Consider the following 12157-nt stretch of genomic DNA (forward strand, 5'->3'; position numbering starts at 1 on the left):
TTGGATTTCAAAAAATGAAACAGAAATTTGCCCGCAGTGCCCTTTGGGGTGTGCTGGCCGCTATTGCTGTGTCTTCGACAGCCAATGCGGCGAATTACGATCTGTCTGTTGATTACGTTACAATTGATACCGGTGAAATGAAAACCACAGGTATCGGATATAATGGGTCTTCCCCTGGTCCGACCTTGCGTTTGAAGGAAGGCGAAGAGGCTGTCATCAAGGTGACCAACAATCTTGATGAGGCAACGTCCATTCACTGGCACGGACTTATTTTGCCCTATCAGATGGACGGGGTGCCGGAAATCAGCTTTCCGGGGATTGCGCCTGGTGAAACATTCACATATCGCATTCCAGTCTCGCAAAGCGGTACCTACTGGTTCCACAGCCATTCCGGTTTTCAGGAGCCGGACGGGGCGTATGGTTCGATCATTATCGAACCCAAAAAGCGAGAACCGTTCAAGTTCGACCGGGAGTATGTGGTTGTCCTGAAAGACAAGCACCCGCATTCCGGCGCACGTATTTTGCGCAACCTCAAAATGATGCCCGATTATTATAATCGCAACCAACGCACCCTTGGCGATTTCATCAGTGATGTCTCTGAAAATGGCTTCGGTGCGACGTTGTCGGAACGTGGTGACTGGGGCAGCATGCGCATGATGCCGACCGACATCGAAGATGTTCAGGGATTTGTCGGTCTGATCAACGGAAAGTCACCAGAGCAGAACTGGACAGGCCTGTTTAAGGCCAATGAACGTGTGCGCCTGCGCTTCATCAATGCATCTGCCATGACTTACTTCGACGTCCGTATTCCGGGACTTGAAATGACTGTTGTGCAGGCCGACGGCAACAACGTTCAACCGGTCAAGGTTGATGAATTCCGCATTTCGGTTGCAGAAACCTACGATGTGATTGTTCAGCCGACCGCAGATAAACCTTACGCAATCATGGCGGAATCGATGGGGCGCTCGGGTTATGCATTCGGGTCGCTGTCGCCGCAAGAAGGGCTGAAAGCTGAAATGCCAGCCAGACGCATGGACGCTCCGTTGTTGACAATGGCTGATATGGGGATGGATCACGGGAACATGCCCGGGATGGACCATTCCTCAATGAGCAGTGGTAACGAGAACAGCATGGCTGGAATGGACCATTCGAATATGGCCGGGATGGATCACTCTCAGATGGCGATGTCCAAAGATGATCCTTTCTATGCCGCTGGCAGTGGTTTGACACCAAAAGCAGCGAATGGCGGCAAGTTCTTATCTTATGCCGACTTGAAGGCACAGAAGCCCTTGTATCCGGAGCGGCCGGCAACGCGTGAAATTGAACTGCGTCTTACGGGAAACATGGAGCGCTATACTTGGTCAATCAATGGCGTCAAATACGAAGATGCAGAACCTATCCGCTTGAAATATGGCGAACGGGTACGGTTCAAGTTCGTCAATGAGACCATGATGTCACACCCGATGCATTTGCACGGGATGTGGTCAATCCTCGATACCGGTAACGGTAAATGGGATCCGGTAAAGCACACCATCAATATCAATCCAGGCATGACTGTTTATTCGGAAACCGAAGTTGATGAACCAGGGCAATGGGCGTTCCATTGTCATTTGAGCTATCACATGGCTTCTGGAATGTTCCGCAAAGTGATTGTTGAGGGCGGTCCAGCCGTCGCAGCACTTGAGAATGGAGTTCAATAACAATGAAAACCCTAACTTTGGCCGCGATTGGTGGTGGTGTTCTTGCCACGATCCTGTCCTTCTCGTTCACTGCCAAAGCAGACAATCACATCTTCTATGGCATTCAAATGGAGCAGTTTGAATACCGATCAGGTGATGAAGACGAAAATCTCTTTGTTTGGGATGGTGACGCATTTGTAGGAACCGATGAGTTGAAGCTGCGCTGGCAAGGCGAAGGCGAGCGTGATCTCAAAAACGACCTTTACGAAAACTTCGAGAACAGGCTGGTCCTGCAAACACCAATCAGTGACTTCTTTGATGCCAAGGCCGGTATTCGTCTGGATACGCCAAGCACAACAGATCGTTGGTATGGAACGGTTGGTATCATGGGGCTTGCTCCTCAATGGTTTGAAGTCGACGCTGACCTGTTTGTCAGCGAAACCGGAGACGGTAGTGCGCGACTTGATGTTGAGTACGAAGGCTTGTTGACCAATCGTTTAATCCTCACGCCTTCGCTTGAGCTGAATGCAGCATTCTCTGAGGATCGCGAAATTGAGGTCGGGCGCGGGTTTTCAAGCGCAGAAATCGGACTGCGGCTTAGCTATGATCTAATCGACCGAGCCGTTGCACCGTACATTGGGGTTGCCTATGAACGCAAACTTGGCAAAACCGCAGACTTTGCAAAAGACGACGGCGAGGATTACGAAGCAACTTACCTCGTGACCGGTCTCCGCCTTCTTTTCTAAGCTTCATATGACAGGGAGGATTTTCCTCCCTGTCTGTTTTTATCGAACCTTTTGAAGGAACCTGACACAGATGATGGAAATCGTCCACGATATGGGGCACCGTTTAACGCACTACATATCAAGCGATGCACACTGGTGGGTTCATTTTGTCTTCCATTTGGTTGTGTTTGGGGTTCCGGTTGCACTTATTATTATTCTCAGTGCAACGGGATACAGGCTTTTAAAACGCCGCAAATCTGTTCTTGCGTGGCAGGCTCAAAAATCCTTCTCAAAGAACGGAACACCGCTCCTGCAGTACATATTCAGAGCATCATGGAAACGACAGCTAAAACTGGGCCTGCTGGCAATAACGTCACTACCGGCACTTTACATGAGTCTCGAACTACCGAAGCTAATCATCAACAACGCCATAGAGTCCGGACACTTCCCAATCATGTATATGGGTATAGAACTGTCACAGACGCAGACGTTGCTTGCACTATGCATGCTGTTCCTCTTGGCAATTGGCTTACATGGTGGATTGAAATACCAGGTCAATTTGCAATCCGGTGCGTTGGCAGAACACATGTCACGCCGCCTGCGGCTCGACATCTCAAAATTCAGCTTTCGAAAGCCGTCCCCCAGAGGCGGGGAATTAATTCCGGTTATTGTTCAGGAGGTAGAGCCCGTAGCTGGGTATGCATCGGAGTCCATTGTATTACCTTTGTTACAAGGTGGCACGTTCCTGACTATTCTGGCTTTCATGCTCGTGCAAGATTTGGTCTTGGGCATCGCCGCAACAGCACTGTTGCCGCTTCAGATTTTTGTCATTCCCAGATTTCAAAAGAAAATTAATGCTTTGTCTCGAACGCGGCTGAAAGAAGTCAGGGTTCTCGGGGAGAAGATCGGGAATATCTCAAACGACCACCAGCCAAGTGCTCGGGATATTTACGGGTCGTACAAACGACTTCACGATCTTCGTCTTTCTATCCACAAAAACAAGTTCGCCATGAAGTCTTTAAACAACTTTATATCTCAGATGACGCCGTTCTTCTTTTACACAATAGGGGGGTATCTGGTGATAAAGGGCGACCTCACGCTCGGAGCACTAATCGCAGTATTAACTGCATACAAAGACATGGGCGCTCCGCTCAAAGAGCTCTTTCGTTACTATCAGGCGCAAGCCGATGCTCATGTCAGATACTCCGAAATCAAACCTTACATCTCCAAGGAAATCGAGATTACGGACAATCAGTTTGCAGATGTAACGGTTCTATCTGAAGCAGGGTAAAAAAAACTTACCCATAGTTGAGGTAGGTCAACGTAACTCGATATTCAGGGGCATATGTGTTACCTTCTGCCCAGAGGGAATTTGATCAATGAATGCACAGCAAGCACTTATACGCGCCGTACTGATCCTGCTCGTCGGGATAAGCGCTATAATGCTTGCTCCCCATATCGCAGTCGCGTCGACTGGCTCTTTTCCTGCGCATTCTGCAGAAATCAGTGGTTTTGACGTTGAACACCAGCATGACCTGACTTCGTGCTGCTCTCAGGTTTCTTGTCACTCCACATCAGCGGTCCTTACCGAGATTATCCTACCGGTTTCCGAGTTTTCACCTGTGCAGAACGGGATAGAAGAAGTGTCCCTTCAGCCGGTATCTCGGTCATGGATTTTCCAGCCTCCCATATTCTGATCCTCCCAAACAAATAGCGAATAACTGTTCTGGTTTCTGCACCTGCCGATGGCATGCGTACAGATCGAGCGTAGGTGTTCTGCACCATGCTGTTTTCAGACGGAACAGTCATACCTAAAGGTATTTATGGGATGGCAAAGAGAAATGGAAAATATTCTCAGTTGGTTGCTTTGGGGAGCCTTCATCATATTGATGATGCGCTTTGGTTGCGGTGCTCACATGTTTGGCCACAAAAAGCATAACCACAATAAGAAACAAGCGGACGGGCATGCTGAGGCGATCCGATGGGAGCACCCTCATTCCGCCGTTGACCCGGTTTGTCATAAAACTGTCGATCCGCGCATCGCCAAAACAACCATTCATGGTGGCGAAGTATTCTACTTCTGTTCAGACACCTGTCGTTCGAAATTTGAAGTGTCGCCAGATACCTCTGTCGATAGCAGCGCAATTAACCGACAAACTCACGTATCGCCAAGCTAGTTCAGCGAAATCATAGGCCGCACCAACCTGACCAAGGTTAACTAGTCCACTTGGTCTCACGTGTCTTCGAATATTTGATACATACGCATAAAACAAAGGCCCGAAGAAAATGAAAAAAGAAATCAATTGGTCAAAATATTTGGTCATCGGTTTTTTCGCAGTAGGGATCATCGCCATGACCCTGAATTCGTTTCTGCCCGGGAAAGATGACATCAAAGATCTTGAACTGACCGATAACGGGATTGCGCTCCCCAGTTTTAGCAAGGAAGCCATGGTAGGAAAGCAGCTTTTCGATATGAACTGTGTTGCTTGTCACGGACGCAATGCAACCGGTACGGAACAAGGCCCGCCGCTGATACACAGGATCTACAATCCGGGACATCATTCAGATCGCGCATTCTATCTAGCTGTTCAAAACGGGGCGAAACAACATCACTGGCCCTTCGGCGATATGCCAGCCCAACCTCAGGTAAGTTCGGAACAGGTATCGCGGATCATTCGTTATGTACGTGAGCTGCAGGAAGCAAACGGCATCATGTACCAACAACATCAAATGTGAGGCAGAGATGGATCATCAGTCAGAATACAAGAAAAATAGCATTTCGCTCGTTGGCGCCATATCCATGGGCACCGGTGTTATGATCGGGGCAGGAATTTTTGCTTTAACGGGACAAATTGCCGAACTTGCAGGAAAGTGGTTCCCGTTGTCGTTCCTGTTTGGCGCACTTGTCACTGCTTTTAGCGCATATACATATATAAAGATGTCAAATGCTTTCCCGTCCGCGGGTGGGATCGGAATGATCCTTCAAAAAGCGTACGGGTCAGGAGCCATAGCAGGTGGCGCAGCATTGCTGATGGCCTTTTCGATGGTTATCAACGAGAGTTTGGTGGCAAGAACATTCGGAACCTATGTCTTGCGCGCATTTGACTTGACAGAGTTTGAAGTTCTTATACCGGTATTGGGTGTCTGCCTGATCATTTTTGCGTACGCTGTCAACAGAGCTGGGAACAAATCGGTTGGTGTGTTTTCAATGGTCATGGCCGCATTGAAGATCGGTGGAATTGCGTCGTTCGCGATTGCAGCTCTGTGGGCTGGCGGATATTCATTCGAACCCTCATCAACCGACAGCGCGAGCTTTCCATTAGCCGGTTTTGTTGCATCAATTGCTCTTTCAATTCTAGCCTTCAAAGGGTTCACTACGATCACAAACAGCGGTGCTGAAATCGTGAACCCACACAAGAATGTTGGCCGTGCGATCACGTTCTCAATCCTGATTTGTGTTGTCGTATATATTCTCGTGGCGCTCGCTGTTGGCTCAAGCCTTGGCTTGGATGAACTCATAAAAGCCAAAGACTATGCCCTTGCCGAAGCCGCAGCACCTGCATTGGGGCCCACCGGATTTTATATGACTGTGCTACTCGCAGTCGTTGCGACGGCCTCCGGTTTGCTTGCAAGCGTGTTTGCTGTCTCAAGAATGCTCGCCATGCTGACCGACATGGAGATGATCCCACACAGTCATTTTGGAATGTCAGGTTCAATTAAAGACCACACGCTTGTTTACACGGTTGTCGTGGCAGCGCTGTTGACAATCTTTTTTGATTTAAGCCGGATCGCTTCACTTGGAGTGTTTTTCTATCTCGTCATGGATGTGCTCATCCACTGGGGATGCTTTAAGTATCTACGGCAGGAAATAGGTGCACGCGGCTTTGTTATGCTTACAGCGATTGTCTTTGACATCATCGTATTGCTCGTTTTCGCCGGCATGAAATTGCAAAGCGACCCATCCATTGTTCTCATTGCAACCTTGATGATTGTTTCTGTGTTCATTTTTGAACGTTGGTTCCTGTCAAATTGGATAAACCAGTCGGCCAAGGCGCACAGTCACGATCACTCAGGACATTGATAAACCGCAGTGACATTGAGGCATAACAGCAGGAAGCAGACCATGTCTGAGCATCATCATAAGAAGCACCAGCATCATCATAAGAAGCACCAGCATCATCATAAGAAGCACCAGCATAATCAACGAACGTCCGATCAAGCAGAACATGCAACCGATCCTGTTTGCGGTATGTCGGTCACTGTGGATTCCGATACGCCACACTCGCGGTACGGCAGTGAGACATATTATTTCTGTTCCCAAAAATGTAAGGGAAATTTCGATAGCGCTCCTGAAAGTGTATTGTCCGCAGAAGAAGAGACATCTGCTGCAAACAGCGCTTCGTCATCCGCTTCTCGCCGCTACACCTGCCCGATGCATCCAGAGATCATACGATCCGGACCTGGTTCCTGTCCGATCTGCGGAATGGCACTGGAACCGATGGATATACCAACAGAAAATGACGAACCAAACCCCGAGATTCAGGATTTCAAAAAGAGATTCTGGTTAGGCGCAGCTCTTACGGTGCCGCTGATTGTCCTAACGATGGGGCCCTTTGTTGGTTTGGGTTTCATCCGGGAAATGATTGGAGAACGCGTTACTCTTTGGGTTGAGTTAATTCTTGGAACGCCTGTCGTCCTGTGGTCTGGCTTCCCTTTCATGGTTCGTGGATGGAATTCTGTGGTGAACCGTTCTCTCAACATGTTCACATTGATCGGGATGGGTGTTAGCGCAGCTTATATATTTAGCGTCGTCGCAGTGATTTCTCCTGACATTTTTCCTGATGGATTCAGAGATGCACAGGGACATGTCGGTGTGTACTTCGAAGCTGCAGCTGTCATCGTTGTACTTGTGCTTCTTGGCCAACTGTTGGAATTGGGGGCTCGGGAACGAACCGGTTCGGCAATCAAGGCGTTATTGGGTCTTGCTGCAAAAACAGCCCGCATTATTGAAGATGATGGTTCTGAACGGGAAGTTCCTCTTGAAGATGTGACCGTCGGAATGAGCTTGAGAGTTCGTCCAGGTGACAAGATACCTGTCGATGGCGTTGTCGTTGAAGGACGATCGTCAGTTGATGAATCCATGATCTCGGGTGAACCCGTTCCAATTGAAAAGAATCCAGATGATGATGTAACCGGAGCAACAATCAACGGGAATGGCAGCCTGATTATCCAAGCCAAACGGGTTGGCAAAGATACTGTCTTGAGCCAAATCGTTGATATGGTCTCCAATGCTCAGCGAAGCAAAGCGCCAATCCAAAAGGTTGCAGACACGGTTGCAGGCAAGTTTGTGCCTGCTGTTATCCTAGTTGCTTTAGTTGCCTTCGTCGCTTGGGCCATCTGGGGACCAGATCCGTCATTGTCATACGGGCTTGTCGCAGCAGTCGCTGTTCTGATCATTGCGTGTCCTTGCGCTCTTGGTTTGGCAACACCAATGTCAATCATGACCGCTACCGGTCGTGGTGCGCAAATTGGTGTGCTCATTAAAAATGCAGAGGCCCTGGAGCGATTTGCGAAGGTCGATGTGCTCATCGTCGATAAAACCGGGACTTTGACAGAGGGTAAACCGAAACTAGCAGGTGTAATCGCTCAATCAGACTATCAGGAGGAGGAAGTTCTTTCTGCCGCTGCGGCGCTCGAAAAAGGATCCGAACATCCATTGGCTGACGCCATTGTTAGTGCTGCTCAGGAGCGCGGCTTGTCCCTTGATAAGGCAGAGGACTTTGAAGCTGTAACCGGTCAGGGCGTCACCGGAAAGGTGGATGGCAAGTCGGTTGCCCTAGGTAATAGTAAACTCCTTCAGACTCTCAATATCGATCATTCTGCTGTTGATAAAACAGCAAATGATCGGCGAGATATGGGGGAGACGGTAATGCATGTCGTTATTGATGGAAGAATTGCCGGGCTCATTTCCGTAGCCGATCCGATCAAGGACACGACATTGGAGGCTTTAAAGGCGCTCAAGAAGCAAGGCTTCAGAATCGTCATGGCAACCGGTGACAACCAACGAACAGCAAAATCCGTTGGCAATAAACTTTCCATTGACGAGATTCGGGCCGATGTCTCCCCAGAAGACAAAGCCAATTTAATTATGGAACTCAAGGCTGAAGGCCATCAGGTAGCCATGGCAGGTGACGGCGTCAACGACGCCCCTGCTCTTGCTCAGGCTGATGTCGGAATTGCGATGGGTACGGGCGCTGATGTTGCAATTGAAAGTGCTGGTTTCACCCTCGTCAAAGGTGACTTGAGCGGGATTGTTAGAGCCCGAGAACTCTCGGAAGCAACGATGCGCAATATCCGGCAAAACCTCTTCTTTGCGATGGTCTATAACGCAGCCGGTGTGCCTGTTGCTGCGGGTCTGCTCTATCCGTTCTTTGGCATTCTCATCTCACCAATGTTTGCAGCTGCAGCCATGAGCTTATCCTCGGTATCAGTCATTGCGAATGCACTGAGGTTACGTCGAGCAAGTTACTAGCATCCCAATATTGACTGATTGGGCGAGGGGTAAACCAGACAAGGCTGACTTTAATACAGGACAGTTCGCCCCTCGCCCATTTTAAATGACATACCAACCAGCACTCAGAACTTTAAATATCTTCTGATCCGTTCCCAAAACTCATCTGTCGACTTTTTACACTTGGTAGCCAGAAATCTATTTTCATCGAATTAGTGTTGATGCACTTATCTTCTAACCACCTATATAATTTGACTGAACAGTTTTTGTGTGAACAAAAATAATAATATATTTGTATTTACTCTTTTAAATCAAAGCTCTGAATAATAACGAACTATATTAAATGTAATATAAATAACGCGGGCTGCGAACTCAACACACAGTCAATTTGTTCGTTTTCATAAGCTGATGAAATCGATTGTAGGGGATAACCTCAAACGAAACCGGGCGACTTTGAGTGCCAAGTCGGGTCAGGAACTTTCGCTGCTCAAAAGGGGCAAGATCGACCCATTTCGCCGCAATCTCGATGTTACTGGCAATCCGAACAGGTTCTTGACCATATGCAGAAACCGATATGCAGAACAGGCAAAACAGCCCCCCAAAGAGATAAATCCCGCGCCGCACAAACTGCATTTATTTCTGCCTTAAAAATTTCCATTACGATGAATGAAAACGGCCAACATGGCCCAAGCTTCTATCGTCAAACTGCCAAGTATTTAGTCCCACTTTGATGACCGGGATCCCATCAACCCATTCTACATTCGGGTCATAAATCAATGATCAGTAAAACGTGACGAAAACTTTGCGCAAACTATTATGTGGCGACGACTTCAGGGCACTTCAACAATACAATCGTCCGACACCGGCTGAACGCGCTGAAGCGGGCAACAAAACACACTGATCATGATGTCGAAGGCAGGCTTGTTTGTTTTACGGATAGGTCCCTACATGCAATTATTGAGCATAAGAAGACGAAACGAAGAACGAACGTTAAGAGACACCTACCCGATTTGTCGGGATAGCAGTTCCTGTATTGCCAGAACCCTCGTGCACTGACCTCAGCCGGGCATCAAATGCCGCAATAAAGTCGCGATTTTTCAGGGTATCGTGGCATACCAAAGCCAGTTCAATGACGTGTACAGGTGGGAACGGTAGTCTCACAATAGATGGATCGTTATCAAACAGACTTGCATGCGCAATCAGCACATCAATTCGCCCTGCTCCGATCAGGTCGAACCCTTGCTTGATTGTCCGCAAACCATACCATTCAACGTCTTGCGCCAAGGGAAGTTTCATGCGTGGCAATGTCGCAAGATAGCCGACCGTCACGCTATCATCACGCAACAAATCTTCCCCCGTCCGGGCGAACATCATCATTTCAAACCTGACCTTGTGAACGGATGCAATCGTCTCAGCAGGCTCGATTGCGGCCTCGCCAACGATGCAATCAACTTGCCAACTTGCGAACAAACCATACAATCGGTCAAACGGCAGACCATCGGACCATTGTCGTCCCGACATTGCGCGCAACGTTTTGTAGAAATTCTTTTGCTCCGATGTAAGCGACAAAAGCCACGGATCGGTAACCGTGACAACATTACCAACCCGAACACTTTCCTCGCTGTCATCTTGCGCGTGCGCCTCACTGAGCCAAACAACCCCCACCACAGCTATCAAGAAAAGCACACACCAATTTCCGACAGTCACCGCCCGTAACATCATGTCGCCACCCTGATAGAAATAAAGTTCTCTTGCAGGCATGTGGCGCTGAGACTTAAAGGGTTCAAGAAGCCCCTGTTTACCGGACATCATAACCATGACATTCACAATGACTGAATTTGTCATGATTTGGTTGATAGTTTCTCGTGACTCTTGACTAGTATTCGAACGATGATGACCAAATATGTAAAACGCGCACGGCTTAAACGATGCGATAAAACGAGCAAGGTCACACGATACTGTCGCAACGTGACCATGGTGGGATACAGGTAAAACAACGTGGGAATTTGGTTATCTGATCGGAAAAGCAGACCGTGACAGCAACAGCGACAACCAAGATCGCAAATCCTCGTGACATTGCGCAAAACGTGATGACGCTGATTAATGAACTGAACCTGCAGCCAACCCCGCAGGTCTATCATGTATTTTACAGCTATCTGACCGACGAAGTTCCCGAACTCAGCCAATTGATCAAGGTGCTGATCCGCAACACCCAGGAACTTGATGAAGAAACCGTCTTTCGGATTTATCACAAGTATCTTGGAAGCAACGCACTTCAGCAAAAAATCGATCAGGGCGTAGAAGGATTGCAGGCAGCGGTAGAACGCGTTGAAGAGGCGGTTCATTCCGTTATCCGCGACACCGAAATATTCTGTGATGAAATTGACACAGCATCAAACCGGCTGACCGAAGACGGAATTTCGCCTGAAGATGTGCACTGCGTGACACAAAACCTGTCAAAGGCCACGCACACGGCGCGAAATCGTTATGGTGATTTCAACAGTAACCTTGGTGAGTACCATCAGGAAGTCCGTCGCGTGCGCAGCGAACTGGAACTGGTGCGTCGTGATGCCCTGACAGACACCCTAACCGGGATCGCCAACCGCAAGAACTTTGACACATCGCTCCGCGATGCTGTTACCTCAACCATGGAAACTGGTGTCGAGCTGTCGTTGCTAATGATCGACATTGATCACTTTAAGGCCTTCAACGATAATTTCGGTCACCGCACTGGCGATGGCGTCTTAAAAGCAGTGGCGCGAGTTCTGGTAAATTCGACCAAGGGTGCGGATACTGTTGCGCGTTATGGCGGCGAGGAATTTGCCATTATCCTGCCCGACACGTCGCTGGAAAATGCTAAAAAGCTGGCAGATAAACTTCGCAACAATGTCTCCATGCAACAGATTATCAATAAAAAAACAGGAAAGAGTTTCGGTAAGTTAACTGTTTCAATCGGCTTGACGTCCTACCGACTTGGCGAGAATATACTGGAATTTGTTGATCGTGCCGACAATGCGCTATACGAGGCAAAACAAGGTGGGCGAAATACCTGTATGTCTCAATAAAAAAACACATACCGGGTCTACCGGAAAATAAGACCATCTTTGGGCCTATCTATGCCATAAGTGGTGTGATGCGAATTTGACTTCGAGCAAACCCGATTGTGTCTCGCCAAGCCAAAATGAACAGACCGAACCTCTTATATTCGGTCTTGTGTCATACAACATAAGAATGCAATGGCT

Annotated in this window: 9 protein-coding genes; 8 read left to right on the forward strand and 1 reads right to left on the reverse strand. The window is 48.4% G+C overall.

The window, feature by feature from the left end; genetic code table 11:
* The first annotated feature begins 14 nt into the window (after positions 1-14).
* The 7 genes from K355_RS0116430 (at position 15) to K355_RS0116470 (ending at position 8936) form a co-directional block, all read left to right on the forward strand.
* Positions 15-1700 (forward strand): copper resistance system multicopper oxidase, encoded by a 1686-nt coding sequence (locus K355_RS0116430; protein WP_022733248.1) that lies wholly within the window; start codon positions 15-17, stop codon positions 1698-1700.
* A gap of 2 nt (positions 1701-1702) precedes the next feature.
* Entirely contained in the window at positions 1703-2425 is a 723-nt protein-coding gene (locus K355_RS0116435; protein WP_022733249.1) for a copper resistance protein B, read from the forward strand.
* Positions 2426-2495: 70 nt separating this feature from the next.
* On the forward strand, positions 2496-3695 hold the full coding sequence (locus K355_RS24205) for an ABC transporter ATP-binding protein (RefSeq protein WP_022733250.1): 1200 nt from the start codon (positions 2496-2498) through the stop codon (positions 3693-3695).
* A gap of 550 nt (positions 3696-4245) precedes the next feature.
* The gene (locus tag K355_RS25410) at positions 4246-4581 is read left to right on the forward strand and encodes a YHS domain-containing protein (RefSeq protein WP_211219034.1); all 336 of its coding nucleotides are present in this window, start codon (positions 4246-4248) and stop codon (positions 4579-4581) included.
* A 109-nt stretch (positions 4582-4690) separates the two neighbouring features.
* On the forward strand, positions 4691-5140 hold the full coding sequence (locus K355_RS0116455; RefSeq protein ID WP_022733253.1) for a c-type cytochrome: 450 nt from the start codon (positions 4691-4693) through the stop codon (positions 5138-5140).
* A 7-nt stretch (positions 5141-5147) separates the two neighbouring features.
* A complete protein-coding gene (locus K355_RS0116460; RefSeq protein WP_022733254.1) occupies positions 5148-6485 on the forward strand; it encodes an APC family permease in 1338 nt (445 codons plus the stop codon).
* A 42-nt stretch (positions 6486-6527) separates the two neighbouring features.
* On the forward strand, positions 6528-8936 hold the full coding sequence (locus K355_RS0116470) for a heavy metal translocating P-type ATPase (protein WP_081649543.1): 2409 nt from the start codon (positions 6528-6530) through the stop codon (positions 8934-8936).
* A 969-nt stretch (positions 8937-9905) separates the two neighbouring features.
* On the opposite strand, the gene K355_RS0116480 is transcribed toward K355_RS0116470, so the two are convergent.
* Complete coding sequence (locus K355_RS0116480; protein WP_022733258.1) at positions 9906-10760, reverse strand: hypothetical protein; 855 nt, start codon at positions 10758-10760, stop codon at positions 9906-9908.
* A 188-nt stretch (positions 10761-10948) separates the two neighbouring features.
* Between K355_RS0116480 and K355_RS0116485 the strand changes: the two genes are divergently transcribed.
* Entirely contained in the window at positions 10949-11980 is a 1032-nt protein-coding gene (locus tag K355_RS0116485; RefSeq protein WP_022733259.1) for a GGDEF domain-containing protein, read from the forward strand.
* Positions 11981-12157 lie beyond the last annotated feature (177 nt).

The sequence above is a fragment of the Thalassospira lucentensis MCCC 1A00383 = DSM 14000 genome, assembly GCF_000421265.1.
In the GTDB taxonomy this organism is placed as follows: domain Bacteria; phylum Pseudomonadota; class Alphaproteobacteria; order Rhodospirillales; family Thalassospiraceae; genus Thalassospira; species Thalassospira lucentensis.

Bases quoted from the DNA above. Each gene is read 5' to 3' on its own strand.
- K355_RS24205 (WP_022733250.1), top strand. From the start codon at position 2,496: ATGATGGAAATCGTCCACGATATGGGGCACCGTTTAACGCACTACATA.
- K355_RS0116480 (WP_022733258.1), bottom strand. From the start codon at position 10,760: ATGACAAATTCAGTCATTGTGAATGTCATGGTTATGATGTCCGGTAAA.
- K355_RS0116435 (WP_022733249.1), top strand. From the start codon at position 1,703: ATGAAAACCCTAACTTTGGCCGCGATTGGTGGTGGTGTTCTTGCCACG.
- K355_RS25410 (WP_211219034.1), top strand. From the start codon at position 4,246: ATGGAAAATATTCTCAGTTGGTTGCTTTGGGGAGCCTTCATCATATTG.
- K355_RS0116430 (WP_022733248.1), top strand. From the start codon at position 15: ATGAAACAGAAATTTGCCCGCAGTGCCCTTTGGGGTGTGCTGGCCGCT.
- K355_RS0116460 (WP_022733254.1), top strand. From the start codon at position 5,148: ATGGATCATCAGTCAGAATACAAGAAAAATAGCATTTCGCTCGTTGGC.
- K355_RS0116455 (WP_022733253.1), top strand. From the start codon at position 4,691: ATGAAAAAAGAAATCAATTGGTCAAAATATTTGGTCATCGGTTTTTTC.
- K355_RS0116470 (WP_081649543.1), top strand. From the start codon at position 6,528: ATGTCTGAGCATCATCATAAGAAGCACCAGCATCATCATAAGAAGCAC.